16 protein-coding genes and 1 other annotated feature are annotated in these 15666 nt (G+C 45.5%); of the genes, 5 read left to right on the plus strand and 11 right to left on the minus strand.

Annotated elements, in window-relative coordinates; translation table 11 throughout:
* Nucleotides 1-13: 13 nt before the first annotated feature.
* Nucleotides 14-1321, plus strand: a complete 1308-nt coding sequence (locus vsple_RS05670; RefSeq protein ID WP_261882926.1) for a TRAP transporter large permease — start codon at nucleotides 14-16, stop codon at nucleotides 1319-1321.
* A gap of 100 nt (nucleotides 1322-1421) precedes the next feature.
* Here vsple_RS05670 and vsple_RS05675 read toward each other — a convergent pair whose 3' ends face one another.
* The 8 genes from vsple_RS05675 to trpL2 form a co-directional block, all read right to left on the minus strand.
* A complete protein-coding gene (locus vsple_RS05675) occupies nucleotides 1422-2621 on the minus strand; it encodes a dicarboxylate/amino acid:cation symporter (RefSeq protein WP_261883129.1) in 1200 nt (399 codons plus the stop codon).
* A 426-nt stretch (nucleotides 2622-3047) separates the two neighbouring features.
* Nucleotides 3048-3854, minus strand: a complete 807-nt coding sequence (gene trpA, locus vsple_RS05680; RefSeq protein WP_255230936.1) for a tryptophan synthase subunit alpha — start codon at nucleotides 3852-3854, stop codon at nucleotides 3048-3050.
* Nucleotides 3854-5044, minus strand: coding sequence for a tryptophan synthase subunit beta (gene trpB / locus vsple_RS05685; protein ID WP_261882927.1), 1191 nt, complete (start codon nucleotides 5042-5044; stop codon nucleotides 3854-3856). Before trpB ends, trpA begins: the two co-directional genes overlap by 1 nt.
* A gap of 138 nt (nucleotides 5045-5182) precedes the next feature.
* Nucleotides 5183-6610, minus strand: coding sequence for a bifunctional indole-3-glycerol-phosphate synthase TrpC/phosphoribosylanthranilate isomerase TrpF (gene trpCF, locus vsple_RS05690; protein WP_261882928.1), 1428 nt, complete (start codon nucleotides 6608-6610; stop codon nucleotides 5183-5185).
* A 24-nt stretch (nucleotides 6611-6634) separates the two neighbouring features.
* Nucleotides 6635-7633 carry an anthranilate phosphoribosyltransferase gene (trpD, locus tag vsple_RS05695; RefSeq protein ID WP_261882929.1) on the minus strand — a complete coding sequence of 333 codons (999 nt, stop codon included), beginning with the start codon at nucleotides 7631-7633 and terminating at the stop codon, nucleotides 6635-6637.
* Nucleotides 7634-7642: 9 nt separating this feature from the next.
* Complete coding sequence (locus vsple_RS05700) at nucleotides 7643-8251, minus strand: aminodeoxychorismate/anthranilate synthase component II (protein WP_152468520.1); 609 nt, start codon at nucleotides 8249-8251, stop codon at nucleotides 7643-7645.
* 2 nt (nucleotides 8252-8253) lie between these two features.
* Complete coding sequence (locus vsple_RS05705; RefSeq protein WP_261882930.1) at nucleotides 8254-9849, minus strand: anthranilate synthase component 1; 1596 nt, start codon at nucleotides 9847-9849, stop codon at nucleotides 8254-8256.
* Nucleotides 9850-9974: 125 nt separating this feature from the next.
* Nucleotides 9975-10089: a sequence feature (Trp leader region), on the minus strand.
* The gene (trpL2, locus tag vsple_RS05710) at nucleotides 10036-10161 is read right to left on the minus strand and encodes a tryptophan operon leader peptide (RefSeq protein ID WP_261882931.1); all 126 of its coding nucleotides are present in this window, start codon (nucleotides 10159-10161) and stop codon (nucleotides 10036-10038) included. (Overlaps the previous feature by 54 nt.)
* A gap of 119 nt (nucleotides 10162-10280) precedes the next feature.
* Between trpL2 and rnm the strand changes: the two genes are divergently transcribed.
* The 3 genes from rnm to rluB all read left to right on the plus strand — a co-directional run bounded on the left by rnm (nucleotide 10281) and on the right by rluB (nucleotide 13019).
* Nucleotides 10281-11201: an RNase RNM gene (gene rnm / locus vsple_RS05715; RefSeq protein ID WP_255230930.1), complete on the plus strand. Its 921-nt coding sequence runs from the start codon at nucleotides 10281-10283 to the stop codon at nucleotides 11199-11201.
* Nucleotides 11198-11818 (plus strand): L-threonylcarbamoyladenylate synthase, encoded by a 621-nt coding sequence (locus vsple_RS05720; protein WP_032549308.1) that lies wholly within the window; start codon nucleotides 11198-11200, stop codon nucleotides 11816-11818. Before rnm ends, vsple_RS05720 begins: the two co-directional genes overlap by 4 nt.
* Before the next feature lie 160 nt (nucleotides 11819-11978).
* The gene (gene rluB, locus vsple_RS05725; RefSeq protein ID WP_032549307.1) at nucleotides 11979-13019 is read left to right on the plus strand and encodes a 23S rRNA pseudouridine(2605) synthase RluB; all 1041 of its coding nucleotides are present in this window, start codon (nucleotides 11979-11981) and stop codon (nucleotides 13017-13019) included.
* Nucleotides 13020-13241: 222 nt separating this feature from the next.
* Here the strand turns inward: rluB and vsple_RS05730 are convergent, their stop codons facing one another.
* The 3 genes from vsple_RS05730 to efpL all read right to left on the minus strand — a co-directional run bounded on the left by vsple_RS05730 (nucleotide 13242) and on the right by efpL (nucleotide 14731).
* The gene (locus vsple_RS05730; RefSeq protein WP_261882932.1) at nucleotides 13242-13724 is read right to left on the minus strand and encodes an RNA methyltransferase; all 483 of its coding nucleotides are present in this window, start codon (nucleotides 13722-13724) and stop codon (nucleotides 13242-13244) included.
* A gap of 98 nt (nucleotides 13725-13822) precedes the next feature.
* Entirely contained in the window at nucleotides 13823-14152 is a 330-nt protein-coding gene (locus vsple_RS05735; RefSeq protein ID WP_032549305.1) for an HI1450 family dsDNA-mimic protein, read from the minus strand.
* A 9-nt stretch (nucleotides 14153-14161) separates the two neighbouring features.
* Nucleotides 14162-14731, minus strand: a complete 570-nt coding sequence (efpL, locus tag vsple_RS05740; RefSeq protein WP_032549304.1) for an elongation factor P-like protein EfpL — start codon at nucleotides 14729-14731, stop codon at nucleotides 14162-14164.
* Between the two features lie 137 nt (nucleotides 14732-14868).
* On the opposite strand from efpL, the gene vsple_RS05745 reads away from it, so the two are divergent.
* Nucleotides 14869-15636: a nucleotidyltransferase domain-containing protein gene (locus tag vsple_RS05745; RefSeq protein WP_261882933.1), complete on the plus strand. Its 768-nt coding sequence runs from the start codon at nucleotides 14869-14871 to the stop codon at nucleotides 15634-15636.
* Nucleotides 15637-15666: the final 30 nt, after the last annotated feature.

Below are 15666 nucleotides of genomic sequence, written 5' to 3' on the forward strand. Positions count from 1 at the left end.
AGGACTTTATATTATGGATTTGTCCATTGGTGTTTGGCTGCTAGGCCTCTTCTTATTAATGATCGCGATAAGCATGCCGATTGCAATTGCAATTGCTATGTCATCTTTAACGATCATGTATTTTATTTTACCGTTTGAAGTTGCAAGTATCACTGCAGGTCAAAAAATAATTACCGGTATCGATAGTTTCAGTTTATTAGCTATCCCTTTCTTTATTCTCGCTGGAAATATAATGAATGTGGGTGGCATCGCGAGTCGGCTAATCAACCTTGCAAAGCTTTTAGTTGGTTGGATCCCTGGGTCACTATTTCACGTGAACATATTTGCAAATATGATGTTTGGCGCAGTTTCAGGATCAGCCGTTGCAGCAGCGGCTGCTGTAGGTAAGACCTTAGGCCCTGAATTAGAAAAAGATGGCTATGATAAAAACGTAGCAACGGCGGTGAACGTGGCATCTTGCCCCGCGGGTTTATTGATACCACCGAGTAATTCACTGATCGTGTTTTCAGTGGTATCGGGTGGGACATCCGTAGCTGCACTATTTATCGCAGGTTATGTCCCAGGTATTTTAATGGGTTTAAGCTGTATGGTCGTAGCCTATTTCATCGCTAAAAAGAAAGGCTATAAAACAAGTGCGAATGACGGCTTCACAACAAGAGATGTTCTGAATATTGTTTGGCAAGCAACACCGAGCTTGGGACTTATTGTCGTTGTTATCGGCGGTATTATTGGAGGTGTGTTCACCGCAACAGAAGGGGCGTGTATAGCGGTACTGTATTCTTTTGTATTGTCACTCTGTTACCGAACCCTCAAGTGGGCACACTTCCCGGTAATTTGTAGAGAAACCGTTCAGGTTACTGGTATTATGCTGTTCTTGATTGGTGCTTCTACTATTATGTCATGGGCTATGGCTTTTACAGGGCTCCCGACAATGATCAGTGATTGGATGCTCTCTATTTCTAATAATCCGATTATCATCTTTATTCTGATGAATCTGATTCTGCTGATTGTGGGTATGTTTATGGATCTGACGCCAGCTGTATTGATTTTTACCCCTATTTTTATGCCGATTGCTGAACATTTAGGTATGCATCCTATTCACTTTGCGATGATGATCATCTTCAACTTATGTATTGGTATTGCAACTCCACCCGTTGGTACTGCGTTATTTGTAGGTTGTAGTGTTAGTGGCTCGAAAATTGAGAATGTAATAAGAAGTATTCTGCCGTTTTGTGCTGTATTAAGCATTACCTTATTGGCTATTACTTTTATACCCGCAATTAGTCTGGCTCTTCCTCGTGCTTTTGGATTAATTAATTAATGCCTTTAAGTTCAGGGCTTATTGACTTGAAAAAGAATGACCAAAAAAAACCGCCTATATAAAGGCGGTTTTATATTCTCGTCTAAACTTAACAACAAGGCTACGCTTGCTGTTTTTGTAGCTCAGCTTCTTTCTCTTCATCCTTGATTAGAGAGTCAACAATAACCGCACACGCCGCATCACCAGTGATGTTCAGAGCTGTACGAATCATGTCGAAGATACGGTCTAGAGCGAACAGTAGTGGTAGGCCTTCGATTGGAATTCCCGCTGCTAGTAGAACGGCTACAACTAGGAATGATGGACCTGGAACACCCGCTTGACCTACAGCACCAAGAGTTGATGTTACGATGATAGCGATGTACGCGCCCATTGATAGGTCAATGTTGAATAGCTGTGCGAAGAAGATAGCCACTAGGCCGTAGTAAATCGCGTTACCAGACATGTTGATTGTTGCACCCAGAGGCAGAACGAATGATGCCGTTGAGTTACGAACACCTAGCTCGTTCTCTACCGTATCCATAGTTACAGGTAGTGTTGCCATAGAAGAGGCTGTTGATAATGCTACGGCTTGTGGTTTTTTCATCGCTACTAGGAACTTCTTCGCCGAAGTTTTGGTGAAGATTTGTACCATCAGTGGGTAAGCAACAAAACCGAAGATTAAGATAGCAGCAACGTACACAACGAACAGTTTAAACACGACCATAAGAGCGCCAAAACCAAATGTACCAACCGCTTCAGCCATCAGACCAAATACGCCAAGAGGAGCGATGATCATAACTTTGTTGATCATCCATACCATAGCGTCAACGATAGCATTTACACCATTGATGATTGGCTCGCGTTTCTCTTTCGCTTGCTTAGAGATTGCGATACCAAAGAACAGGCAGAATACTAGAATCTGAAGGATGTTTGCTTCGTTTAAAGACTGGAAAACGTTGGTTGGGATCATACCTGTGATGGTCGCCCAGAAAGTTGGAAGTTCGCCTTTCGATGCATACTCAGATGAGAACATACTTTCAACACCAGAAACGTCGATACCGCGTCCTGGTTCGAATACTTCACCCATGATCAATGCAAGGGCAACAGCCAGTGCAGAAGTCAGTGCAAAGTAACCTAGAGTAGTGATACCTACTTTACCTGCTGATGAGCTATTGCCTAAGCCTGCTGCACCAGAGATCAGTGCAACGGCTACTAATGGTATAACCAGCATCTTGATCAAATTGATGAAGATCGCGCCTAGAGGAGCAAACATAGTTGCGCTCTCACCCATCATGGCACCGACTACAGTACCCACGATCATAGCAATAACGACTTGAATGCCGATATTACCTAGTAAACTCTTTTCTTTTAACACTTCCGTTACCTCTGTGCTACAAAATGTAAAATTCCTAGAACTACATGCCAATGTACTTCGTACAATTGGATAAATATTTCGCGATGAGTTTTACACGTATCTGTTACATTTATCAATATGAGCAAAGGCGAAATACAACTAAAAATAGGCGTAGAAAGTGATTGTGATTATATTTTGCACAAAAGCAAACGTTTGCTTGTTGCTTTGTTATGACATTCTATAAATTTTTAGTATGAGTATTTGCTTTGTATTATTGCGCTGAAAGGGGAGAGGATTTTGAGGTTGTTAACAAGTGGTTAATAGTAGGATGATTTTACTCGTTAAAAAAAACACCCTCTGGCCTTAAAGCAAGCGGCCAGAGAGCGTGTTATGTTACTTTTGCGTAGCCGCTTTCATTGGTGCAATAAAGTCAGCCAGCTTATCAAGCATGATCTGTGGTTGCTCTATATTCTGTTCGATGATTTTTACCACAGCAGAACCAGAAATCGCGCCCGCAGCGCCTGCTTCAATGGCTTCTTTCACTTGTTCAGGTGCCGAAATACCAAAACCTAGTAGCGCTGGTGGTGCGTTGAATTGGTTTAGACGATCAAGCATGTGTCCAACAGGCATGTTTGCCTTTGTCTCTGCGCCCGTTACACCGGCACGAGAAAGTAGGTAAGTGTAACCACCACCGAGCTCAGCCACTTGCTTCAATGTTTCATCGCTTGCCGTTGGTGGTGCGATGAAGATTGGATGGATACCGAACTTCTCAGCAGCCGCTACAAACTCTGCGCTCTCGTTAGTTGGCACGTCAGCAATCAGAACAGAATCAATGCCAGCTTTTGAACAGCGCTCGTAGAAGTCTTCAATACCGCGAGAATATACAAGGTTTGCATACATTAGAAGGCCAATCGGCAGTTCTGGGTATTTCGCGCGAATCTTACCAATCTGCTCAAAACAGATATCAGGAGTTGCGCCTGAATCCAGAGCACGGATGTTGGCCCCTTGGATAGTTGGGCCATCTGCTAGCGGATCAGAGAATGGAATACCTAGCTCTAGTGCATCGGCACCAGCTTCAACTAGGGTTTCCATGATCTTGTAAGACTGCTCTGCGTTTGGATCGCAAACCGTTACGAACGGTACAAATGCGCCTTGGTTTTTCTCGTTTAGGCGCGCAAACATCTTCTCATAACGGTTCATTAGATAGCTCCTTTTTCTTCTAAGATGGCGTGTACGGTGAAGATGTCTTTGTCACCACGACCTGATAGGTTTACAACCAATAGTTGTTCTTTTTCTGGGTTCTCACGAGCCATTTTCAGTGCGTGTGCAACAGCGTGAGAAGACTCAAGCGCAGGGATGATACCTTCGTTGCGAGCGATCTCTTGAAAGGCTTCTAGTGCTTCATCATCGGTGACGTTGTCGTATTCTGCACGGCCAATTGCATTAAGGTGTGCGTGCTGAGGACCAACAGAAGGGAAGTCTAGACCTGCTGATACCGAGTAAGACTCTTCAACTTGACCATTAGAGTCTTGCATTAGTGGCGCCTTCATACCAAAGAAGATGCCGGTTTTACCATGCTTAAGCGGTGCACCGTGCTGGTCGGTATCGATACCTTTACCTGCTGGCTCGACACCGATTAAGCGAACACTCTCTTCTTCGATGAAATCAGCAAACATACCGATTGCATTTGAACCACCACCCACACAAGCAATAACAGCATCAGGTAGGCGACCTTCACGAGCTAGAATTTGGTTCTTGGTCTCTTCGCCAATCATGCGTTGGAAATCACGAACGATAGTTGGGAACGGGTGAGGGCCAGCTGCAGTACCTAGTAGGTAGTGTGCGTCTTCATATGTTGCTGACCAGTCACGTAGCGCTTCGTTACACGCATCTTTTAGCGTTGCGGAACCTGAGTGCACAGGGATAACCTCTGCGCCCATTAGCTTCATGCGGAATACGTTCGGGCTCTGACGCTCAACGTCTTTTGCACCCATGTATACACGACACTTAAGACCAAGCAGAGCACAAGCCAGAGCCGTTGCCACACCGTGTTGACCTGCGCCAGTTTCAGCGATGATCTCTTCTTTACCCATACGCTTTGCAAGCAGAGCTTGACCAAGCACTTGGTTGGTTTTGTGCGCGCCACCGTGCAGTAAGTCTTCACGCTTTAGGTAAAGCTTGGTCTTAGTGCCTTTCGTTAGGTTGCGAGTTAGTGTCAGTGCCGTTGGACGACCTGCGTACTCTTGAAGCAGTGTCATGAACTCACTGCGAAATTCTGGATCCGCTTGAGCGTCGATAAACGCTTGTTCCAGTTGCTCTAGGGCTGGCACTAGAATCTGTGGTACGTATTGACCACCGTATTCACCAAAGTAGGCATCAAGTTTCGCCATCGTGTTATTCCTTCAATTTGCTTGGTATGTCTGGATACCAATGTCTTTAATCTTGTAGAGCACCTCATTGCGATGCTCTGAAATAGGGTCTGTAGACTATCTACAGTGAATCATCTGTTCTTAAGTTGGGCTGGTCGCTCAGTATTGGCGAATTGCAGCAAACGCTTTGTTGAGTTTGTCTGCATCTTTCTTACCCGGGGCACTCTCAACACCTGAGTTAAGGTCGAGCCCTAAACAGCCTAAAGTGGCTGCTTGCTGTGCATTATCTGGGTTTAAACCACCCGCTAACATCACAGAACTCTGATCATTGATCAGTTGCCAGTCGAATACTTGACCTGTTCCACCAGTCTGAGAGCCTACTTTTGCATCAAGCAGATGGCGAGCCACATTGCTTTCTAATAGTGCCGGTAGCGAGTCTTCAACGCCGTAAGCTTTCCAAATCTCTACGTGTTCCGGTAGCTGATTTGCAAGTTCAGTCACGTATTGTTGTGATTCTTCACCATGAAGCTGAACACCGTATAAACCGAGCTCTTTCACGGCATTGATAACGCTAGCTTGGTCATGGTTTTGGAATACGCCAATGTACTTAAGCGGTGCTCCACTCATGGTTAAGCGTGCTGCTTCTAGGTCAACACAACGCTTTGACGCCTCTACAAAAATTAGGCCACCGAATACCGCACCGGCTTGGTAAGCTTTAGCTGCATCATCAGGATGAGTTAAGCCACAAACTTTGTTTTCACCTAATGTTACCTTGCGAACGGCAAGCTCTAGGTTCTCTTCTGCCATCAATGAGCTACCGATAAGGAAGCCGTCTGCAAATGTCGCTAAGTCACGCACTTGCTGATGAGTGTAGATACCAGACTCTGAAATCACGACTGCGTTTGGTGCTAACTCACGAAGCAGAGGCGCCAGCTCTTTGGTACGGTTTAGATCTGTGCTTAGGTCACGAAGGTTACGGTTGTTGATACCAATCACTTTCGCGTCTAATCCGACAGCACGGTGCAGCTCTTCTTCGTTACTAACCTCTGTTAGCACGCCCATGCCTAATGAGTGAGCAACTTCAGCGAGAGTGCGGTACTCATCATCGTTTAGTACAGATAGCATCAGTAGGATAGCGTCTGCCGAGTAGTGACGAGCTAAGTAAACCTGATAAGTATCGACCATGAAGTCTTTACATAGGATTGGTTGCTTAGCAATGCTACGTACTTTAGGTAAGAATTCGAAATCGCCTTGGAAATACTTCTCATCAGTCAGTACCGAAATCGCGTTTGCGTGGTTGTTGTAAACCGATGCAATGTATTCAAGGTCAAAGTCATCACGAATCAAGCCTTTAGAAGGAGACGCCTTTTTACATTCGGTGATGAATACGGTTTGCTCTTGGCTTAATGCATCATAGAAGCTGCGGTCTGAAGCGGTTAGCGCATCTTTGAACTCATTTAGTGGTTGCTGCTGTTTACGCGCTTCAACCCATTGATACTTGTCGCGAACAATTTTTGCTAATACTTCTGCCATTTCTGCTTCTTTTACAGAAACGTGAGTTGATAACTTTTCGTTTGTCTGTGTCATCTTTCTAGTCTCAAATCTTGTTCGTTATGCGTGGTCGGCAAGTTGCTGTACAAGCTCATACGCTTTGCCAGAGTTCATTGCTTCCATTGCCTTCGCTGCGTTGGCTTTTAGATCTTCATGACCAAATAGACGCATCAGTAGAGCAACGTTAACCGCAACCGCACCCGCCTGAGCTTCAGTACCTTTACCTGTTAGGATATTTGTGGTGATAGCTTTGTTCTCGTCTGGCGCACCGCCTTTGATTGCTTCTAGCGGATGCTGATTGAGGCCGAAATCTTCAGGAGACACAATGTATTCATGAATCTGACCATCTTTGATCTCTGCAACGATGGTTTCACCGTGAATTGCAACTTCATCTAGACCACTGCCGTGAACCACAGCTGCACGCTTCATACCCATTTGCAGCATGGTCTCAGCGATAGGGCGCACTAGTTCTTTGCTGTAAACACCCATCAGTTCGATGTTAGGACGAGCTGGGTTAATTAGTGGACCAAGGATGTTAAAGATGGTGCGAGTTTTCATTGTTTGACGTACTGGCATCGCGTGACGTACACCACCGTGGTATTGCGGTGCAAACAGGAAAGCAACGCCAAGCTTATCAACGGCAGAGCGAGTGTCTTCTGCGCTCATCGCTAGGTTAATACCAAACTTATCAAGAAGATCCGATGAACCCGATTTGCTTGATACGCTGCGGTTACCGTGTTTTGCGATTTTTAGACCACAAGCCGCTGCAACAAATGCTGAAGTTGTAGAGATGTTGATTGTGTCATGACCATCACCACCTGTACCTACGATATCTGCAAAATCGTAATTAGGGCGTGGGAAAGGGTTTGCGTTTGCCAGCAGTGCTTTCGCCGCACCAGCAATCTCTTCAGGTGTTTCGCCTTTGATCTTTAGTGCAGTCAGTACTGACGCCATCAGAATAGGGTCAAGTTCGCCTTTGATGATGATGTCGAAAAGCTGTTGGCTTTCTTCTTGAGTAAGAGACTGTTGGTCGTAAAGCTTATTAATAATCTGTTCCATGATCGTGTCCTATTTTCCATTCTTCTCAAGAGTTGTGTTCTTTTCTAACGCCCACTCAATAGCGTTCGCCAATAGCGTTGCGCCGTATGTTGTCATGATGGACTCAGGGTGGAATTGGAAACCACACACTTTGTCTTGCTCTTGGACAACCGACATCACCAAATCATCGACTTCAGCGGTAATCGTTAGGCTTTCCGGTACGTGAGTCGCAACCAAAGAGTGGTAGCGCGCAATTGCAAGCGGAGAAGGCAAGCCTTGGTAAGTCGCGTGATTGTCGTGTTCCATCATCGAAACCTTACCATGAATGATTTCGCCAGCGCCTGCAACCTTACCGCCGTATGCTTCAACAATTGCCTGGTGACCAAGACAAATACCAATCATAGGTACTTTACCTTTCAAGCGTTGAATTAGCTCTGGCATACAGCCTGCGTCAGCAGGAGCACCTGGGCCCGGAGAAAGCAACGCAACTGGGTTTTCTAGCTCGTTAATTGCTGCTTCTACTGCTTCTGCAGGGATGTTATTACGGTAGATCTTCACGTTGTGGCCAAGTGAACGGAACTGGTCAACAAGGTTGTAAGTAAACGAGTCAAAGTTATCAATAAATACGATATCAGCCATGATTAAGACTCCTGCTTACTAGATGGTTGCTTAGGTGCAGTATGTGCTGCTTGAATCGCAGAAATGACGGCTTGCGCTTTGCCGCGTGTTTCATCGGCTTCGGTTTGCGGGTCTGAATCGAAAACCACACCTGCGCCAGCTTGGACTTGAGCAATACCGTTTTCAACATACGCTGAACGAATCACGATACAGGTATCGAGCGTGCCTTCACCCGTTAGGTAGCCCACTGCGCCTCCGTAGCTGCCACGACGAGTCTGTTCAACATCACGAATTAGCTGCATCGCACGAATCTTAGGTGCGCCTGTTAGCGTGCCCATGTTCATACAAGCTTGGTAAGCGTGCAGAGCATCAAGGTCTTCACGAAGTTGGCCCACAACGCGAGAAACGAGGTGCATTACGTGGCTGTAACGGTCTACTTTGAGTAGGTCCGCTACGTGGCGAGTGCCTGCTTCAGAGATACGTGCAACGTCGTTTCGTGCTAGGTCAACCAGCATCATGTGCTCAGCGTTCTCTTTTTTATCGGTGCGCAGCTCTAATTCAATGCGGCTATCTAGGTCGAAGTCAATTTGACCATTTGGACGCTTACCACGACGACGAGTGCCGGCGATAGGGTAGATTTCTACTTGGTTAGTCTCTTTCTCGTATTTCAGAGCACTCTCTGGTGAAGCACCAAACAGAGTAAACAGCTCATCCTGCATGTAGAACATGTAAGGGCTTGGGTTGCTCTGCTTCAGCTCTTTGTACGCTGCTAGTGGTGCAGGGCAAGGCAGAGTAAAGCGACGAGAAGGAACCACTTGGAATACATCGCCTTTTACCACGTACTCTTTTAGGTCACGAACCGTCTGGCAAAAATCTTCGTCAGAAACACTTGGTACAGCTTCAACGTCATCAAGAGGAGTAACTTCAGCAATCTCTTTGAGTGATTGGCATTGAGTTTGGATATCCGCTAAACGTTCAGTCAGGCGAGTTTTGATTGTTTGATCTTCTGAGAAAACGCTTGCGTGAAGCAGACCTTCGTTCTGTTGATGGTCAAAACGAAGTAGCGTTTCAGCCACGTAGAAGACAAAGTCAGGGCAGTTATTGGTCGCTTCTGCATCGCCAAGTGGCTCGAAGTTTGCCACGATGTCGTATGCAAATAGACCCGCCATGAAGAGCGCGTGCTTGTTGTCTGGATCTTGTGTAAAGCTGTGCTGGACTAAACGAAGTGCATCGAATGAAGAGGCTTCTCTTAGGCGAGAGTCTTCGTCTAGGTTAATGCTTGGTTGAGTGAAGCTCAGAGTCAGTACATTGTCTTCTAACGCAGATTTAATGTCTGATTTCACGTTCGCACTTAGGTGTTCGATCAGGTGTTGACCGTTATCCGTTAGAGCTTGGAAAGTGACCTGATGGCCTTCGCATACGATACGTACGGCAGAATCGATAAGCAGCAGGCTAGTGAGGTTTTGTTTAGACTCAATCTCAGCAGATTCTAGCAACAAGCTGTCTGTTTTATTTTCACACAGTGTGTGGAACACGCTTGTTGGATCTTGCGAGTAAGGAACGGTCGCATTGATAACATCAATCGTTCCCAGCTTTTTGATTTCAATGGCCTTGTTCACAAGACCTCCTTTATGATTCTTTAAATTTCCTGCCGTACATAGTCGCATAAAGATACCGCTTGCCCAATCTAGAATCTGTTCAATTCGTTGATTTGTTAGTCAGTTGAATGTGAGATGTCCGACAAATTAAAAAGCCCGCTATGGAAGCGGGCTTAGTGATAAACTTTTTATAAACAATCTGTTTAATTAGAAGTACACATTAGCCCACCAAGAACCTGTCCAAGTGCGCCACCAATTCAGCTCTGAACTTGCTTCTACTGAAGAAAGTTCTAAAACTTTATCTTTATGGTATTGGTTAAATTCTTGTAACATAGTGAGCCTATAAATAAAGGTACTTCGTATTTGTGTACTAGTTAACTAGTTCGGGGCTCGCAAGTCAAGCCCAATAAAGCAAATATCGTGTTAAATACAAAAAATAATGAATAGAAAATATGAGAATTGATCTACATAGCCATACCACAGCTTCAGATGGTCGACTTACACCACCTGAACTGATTGACCGTGCGTTGAGCTTCAATATTGAAGTTCTGGCTATTACCGATCATGACACAGTTGATGCCCTTGACGAGGCGCATCGTTATATCCTTGATAATGAGCTGCCAATTCAATTGATTAACGGTATCGAAATCTCAACCGTTTGGCAGAACAAAGACATCCACATTGTTGGTTTGAATGTTGACCCACAATCACCAGAGCTCAATACGTTAATTGAACAACAGAAACAGCATCGTATCGGCAGAGCAGAGCTGATTGCCCAACGACTGGAAAAAGCGACGCGCGAGGGTGTGTTAGAAGAAGTGAAAGCGATCGCGGGTGATGCTCCCATTACCCGAGCGCATTTTGCCAAGTGGCTAGTGGATAATGGCTACGCGAAAACCATGCAGCAGGTGTTTAAGAAGTTCTTAACACGTAATAACCCAGGCTATGTGCCACCAACATGGTGCAGCATGAGTGATGCGGTCACGGCAATTCATGCAGCTGGCGGACAAGCAGTACTTGCTCACCCGGGGCGCTATGGCTTTACCGCTAAATGGGTGAAACGTCTATTGACTGCTTTTGTCGAGGCGAACGGTGATGCGATGGAAGTGGCTCAACCGCAACAGGCGCAACAAGAAAGACGCACTCTTGCCGATTATGCTATACAATACAAACTATTAGCCTCTCAAGGCAGTGATTTTCATTACCCGTCTCCTTGGATGGAGTTAGGGCGCAATCTTTGGCTGCCTTCTGGAGTCGAAGAAGTATGGAAAGATTGGGAGTTTCAAACGTTTTCGTCATCTGAAACATCATCAGACGAACAAGCTCCTTCTGAAGATAGAGTCGAGAGACTCGATAATGAGGAAAAACAATGAGCCAGTTTTTTTATGTACACCCAGATAACCCGCAAGCTCGTTTGATTAATCAAGCGGTTGCTATTGTCCGTAATGGCGGTGTTGTGGTTTATCCAACAGACTCGGGTTATGCTCTTGGCTGTCAGCTTGAAAACAAACAAGCATTAGATCGTATCTGTCAGATTCGTAAAATCGATGATAAGCATAACTTCACGCTGCTTTGTCGTGATCTTTCTGAGCTTTCTCTTTACGCACGTGTTGATAACACGGCATTTCGTCTATTAAAAGCTCACACGCCGGGCCCGTACACGTTCATCTTTAAGGGAACGAAAGAGGTGCCACGTCGTCTAATGAACTCGAAGAGAAAGACTATTGGTATTCGTGTTCCAGACAACAAGATTGCACTCGATCTCCTGGAAGCACTAGGCGAGCCTTTGATGTCAACGTCTTTGATTCTGCCTGGTAACGAGACAACGGAATCGGATCCTGAAGAGATCCGTGATCGCCTAGAACACGCCGTTGATGTGATTCTAAATGGCGGTTATTTAGGTGAGCAACCAACCACGGTAGTTGACTTTAGCGATGATGATCCAGTAGTCGTTCGTGTTGGTTCAGGCGATCCAGAACCGTTCGAGTAACCCAGAAACTCGTTCACATCATGTTACTGTGCATTCGACGGTAATGTGTAAATAACGAGTGATTTTTCAAAGGTTCTTTGCGATAATGCGCGACCGCGATTTTGGTCGCGTATATTTCATTCGACGTCTGTGAAGACGACAATTAGGTAGAAAAGAGTAAATGAGCGAAAAATTACAGAAGGTTTTAGCGCGAGCTGGTCATGGCTCTCGTCGTGAGCTGGAAGCTTTAATCAGAGCAGGTCGTGTAAGCGTCAACGGCCAAGTCGCGAAATTGGGTGAGCGTCTAGAAGACGAAAACTCAGTGATTCGTATTGATGGTCACACTGTATCAGGTAAAGCGTCTGAAGAAGTGGTTTGTCGCGTACTTGCTTACTACAAGCCAGAGGGTGAGCTTTGTACTCGCCACGACCCAGAAGGTCGTCGTACTGTGTTTGATCGTCTACCTAAAATCCGCGGCTCACGTTGGATCTCGGTAGGTCGTCTTGATGCGAACACATCAGGCCTTCTACTTTTCACAACTGATGGTGAGCTAGCAAACCGTCTAATGCACCCAAGCCGCCAGGTTGAGCGTGAGTATCTAGTACGTGTGTTCGGTGAAGTGACTGAACAGAAGGTTAAAAACCTAGTACGCGGTGTTGAGCTAGAAGATGGCATGGCGCGTTTCGAAGACGTCGTTTACGCTGGTGGCGAAGGTATGAACCATACTTTCTACGTAGCGATTAACGAAGGTCGTAACCGTGAGGTTCGTCGTCTTTGGGAATCACAAGAAACGACAGTAAGCCGTCTAAAACGTGTTCGTTACGGTGATATCTACCTAGACAAGAAACTGCCTCGTGGCGGTTGGAAAGAGCTCGATCTTCAAGAAGTAAACTACCTACGTCAATTGGTAGAGCTTAAGCCTGAGAAAGAGACGCTACTAGACCTTGATCCTTCGAACACATCACGTAAGCGTGAGCGTTCTCGTAGCCAGAAGATTCGTCGTGCTGTTAAGCGTCACGAAGAGCGTGCAAACGCACCAAAAGGCCGTAGCAACCAGCCTAAGCGTAAGAAGCCAGCAACTCGCGGCACAACAACGCCAGATGCAGGTCGCAGCGCACCGAGCAGCAAGGGCAAGCCAAGCAACTCTCGTTCAGGAAATGGTTCTCGTGGCAACAACACGAACCGCCCGAACAAGCCAGCTAAGCCAAGAACTCGTCAATAATTAACGACTTCTTTTGAATACTAAAAAACCTGCTAACTTAGCAGGTTTTTTTACGTCCAAAAGAAGGGGAAGATGCGAGATGAGAGTCATCGAGTAGCGAAAAGCGCTGCAGTGATCAACTGTCTTGTGTTTTACGCTTTTCTTGCTTTGATTTCGTGAAGCTATAAATCTCTTCGTATCTCGTATCTCGTATCTCGTATCTCGTATCTCGCATCTGATGTTTTATTTATGATTCGAGAAGTTATCGCCTTTTGCCATACGATCATAAAGAATCACGTTCACCGCGGCGGCTAAGTTCATACAACCATTGGTTGGAACGTAAATCGTCTCGCGACAGAAATTGGTGATCTCTTTCTTCAATGTGCCATCTTCAGGGCCGAAAATGTAGAACGCGCGAGGAGGGTGCTTGTATTCAGGCAGAGGCTTAGCGCCTTCAATCAAATCAACAGCAACAGGTACGCATCCTACAGGGATAATGTCTTTTAGGTCTTCAACACCAATCAACGGAAGCTCTAAGTGCTTCTCTTTAGTGTCGGTATGAAACTGACGTGCGTGGTCGTAGCGTGTGCCTGTATAGAACACAGAATTTGCGCCGTAACAGCCCGCTGCACGCATAACCGAGCCTACGTTTTCTGGCGTTTTTGGGTTTACCAAGCCAATACAGGCATAGCCTTTTGACTGTGTATCAGTTTTTGCTTTGGTCATAATTGGTAATGGTGAAATTGGTGACAAAAATTAGCCGAGCATAGAGCCCGGCTAAGATATTGGTGTACTCATTGAATAGAGCAGCACAAACTTAAGTTCTAGTCACGCTTCCACAGCATGTGGCAGAACTTATGGTCTGGGTCGCGGCTGATCAGCATACGCGCGAAAACGTCATCTAAAACGTCGTCCTCTTCGTTTACTAGACCAATGCGAATTTCAGCGTAGATCTCTTTGTCGACTTCAAAGCCAACATGACCGACCCAATCGTCACCCGTTTCAACAAGTTCAGCAGCGCCGCGATCTTCGAACTGTGCAGTGAATAGAATCACGTCAGCAGGCTCTAGGTTATCCGGTGCCATCTCTAGGAAGATGTCGTATGCAGTGTCGATCGCATCATCATAAGACATTAAGTCATTAGCTTCAGTCATATCAGTATCTTAGCTTGCGCGGTTCATGTATTTACGTTCAGCAGTGTTAATCACAACTTTATCACCCGTTGCGATGTACTCTGGAACTTGAACGGTTAGGCCTGTTGCGAAACGAGCTGGCTTAGTGCGAGCAGAAGCAGAAGCGCCTTTGATTGACGGGTCTGTCTCTTCGATAACAAGCTCAACAGAAGTTGGAAGTTCAAGTGTTGCAGCGTTACCATCGATTAGGATTGCGTACATACCTTGAGTTTCTTCGTTGATGAATAGAAGCTCATCTTCGATCATCTCGCCGTTAAAGATGTATTGCGTGTAGTCTTCGTTGTCCATGAAGATGTACTCGTTGCCATCAACGTAAGAGAACATGACAGCGCGCTTAGTTACATCGATAGTTTCAACGATTTCGTCAGCCTTATGGCGAACTTCAGCTTTTACGCCTGTTGCTACGTCGTTACCACGGAAACGGTAGATCTTTTGACCACCACGACCGCCTGGTGTTGTGATCTCGATATCTTTAACTAGAAGCGTTTTGCCATCTACGTCGATCGCAAAACCTTTTTTAATTTCACTTGCTCTAGGCATTTTGTGTTTATCCTTATTGGTTCTATCTGGCGATTATATCTCGGAGAACCTATAAATAGGAATAGCTTGAATCATAAAGTCTCCTAAGCGATCATAGAGAAATAGTTAAATCATTCAATTTATTGACGAACTCACTTATGCAGCTACCTGTTATTGACCCGAAAGCGCCTTTCCAGCCTGAGTTTCAACCTGTGGTAAACGACCTGATTACATTTTTGAAAAGTGGCTTAGGTTCGAATCTTCATAGCATTTACATTTATGGCAGTGTAGCGAGGAAAACGGCAAAACCTGGGCAATCTAATCTTGATGTTGTTGTAGTCACGCACCGTTCGTTTTCTGATCAAAGAACCACACTACTCAATACGATTAAGTGGCGCTTCCAAAAGAGCTTTCCTCAGGTAACGCAAGTCTCTATTAAAACTGCTTTAGTCAGTGACATTGTCGACTTTGAGAATATCTTCACTTGGGGCTTTATGCTTAAGCACCTAGCGGTATGCGTACATGGTGAGGATCTTTCAGATTGCTATGGCGACTTCGAAACCAGTTGGGAGATTGCTAAGCACTGGAATATGGATGTCGAAAACTGGCTAGCGGTTTACCGTAACAGGATTGCCAGAGCTGCCACGCCTAAAGAGCAGGTTGCCGCGCAAGTTATTATTGCTAAAAAGCTACTCAGAGCCAGTTATTCGCTGATCATGTACCGAGACAAGTATTGGTATGACGATCCACGCGAATGTGGTCAACAGTTTCTAAAATATCATCCGGATCGAGAGGTTGAGATTCAACGCTTAGGGATACTTCTTGCAGGCAAACCGGTACCGAAGCGTTCTGTAATAGGGATTCTCGATGGCTTTGGTGAGTGGTTGGTAAAACAGTATGAAAAAACGGAATTTAGGATTGGTTAGAAACGCGTGAATGAAAGAGAGCAGAAGCGC

Origin of the sequence: Vibrio pelagius, assembly GCF_024347575.1 — a bacterium.
GTDB classification, from domain to species: Bacteria; Pseudomonadota; Gammaproteobacteria; order Enterobacterales; family Vibrionaceae; genus Vibrio; species Vibrio pelagius.

Bases quoted from the DNA above. Each gene is read 5' to 3' on its own strand.
- vsple_RS05675 (WP_261883129.1), bottom strand. From the start codon at position 2,621: ATGATCGTGGGTACTGTAGTCGGTGCCATGATGGGTGAGAGCGCAACT.
- vsple_RS05745 (WP_261882933.1), top strand. From the start codon at position 14,869: ATGCAGCTACCTGTTATTGACCCGAAAGCGCCTTTCCAGCCTGAGTTT.
- vsple_RS05730 (WP_261882932.1), bottom strand. From the start codon at position 13,724: ATGACCAAAGCAAAAACTGATACACAGTCAAAAGGCTATGCCTGTATT.
- trpA (WP_255230936.1), bottom strand. From the start codon at position 3,854: ATGAACCGTTATGAGAAGATGTTTGCGCGCCTAAACGAGAAAAACCAA.
- rnm (WP_255230930.1), top strand. From the start codon at position 10,281: ATGAGAATTGATCTACATAGCCATACCACAGCTTCAGATGGTCGACTT.
- trpCF (WP_261882928.1), bottom strand. From the start codon at position 6,610: ATGACACAGACAAACGAAAAGTTATCAACTCACGTTTCTGTAAAAGAA.
- efpL (WP_032549304.1), bottom strand. From the start codon at position 14,731: ATGCCTAGAGCAAGTGAAATTAAAAAAGGTTTTGCGATCGACGTAGAT.
- vsple_RS05735 (WP_032549305.1), bottom strand. From the start codon at position 14,152: ATGACTGAAGCTAATGACTTAATGTCTTATGATGATGCGATCGACACT.
- vsple_RS05670 (WP_261882926.1), top strand. From the start codon at position 14: ATGGATTTGTCCATTGGTGTTTGGCTGCTAGGCCTCTTCTTATTAATG.
- trpL2 (WP_261882931.1), bottom strand. From the start codon at position 10,161: ATGTTACAAGAATTTAACCAATACCATAAAGATAAAGTTTTAGAACTT.
- trpB (WP_261882927.1), bottom strand. From the start codon at position 5,044: ATGGCGAAACTTGATGCCTACTTTGGTGAATACGGTGGTCAATACGTA.
- rluB (WP_032549307.1), top strand. From the start codon at position 11,979: ATGAGCGAAAAATTACAGAAGGTTTTAGCGCGAGCTGGTCATGGCTCT.
- vsple_RS05720 (WP_032549308.1), top strand. From the start codon at position 11,198: ATGAGCCAGTTTTTTTATGTACACCCAGATAACCCGCAAGCTCGTTTG.
- trpD (WP_261882929.1), bottom strand. From the start codon at position 7,633: ATGGAACAGATTATTAATAAGCTTTACGACCAACAGTCTCTTACTCAA.
- vsple_RS05700 (WP_152468520.1), bottom strand. From the start codon at position 8,251: ATGGCTGATATCGTATTTATTGATAACTTTGACTCGTTTACTTACAAC.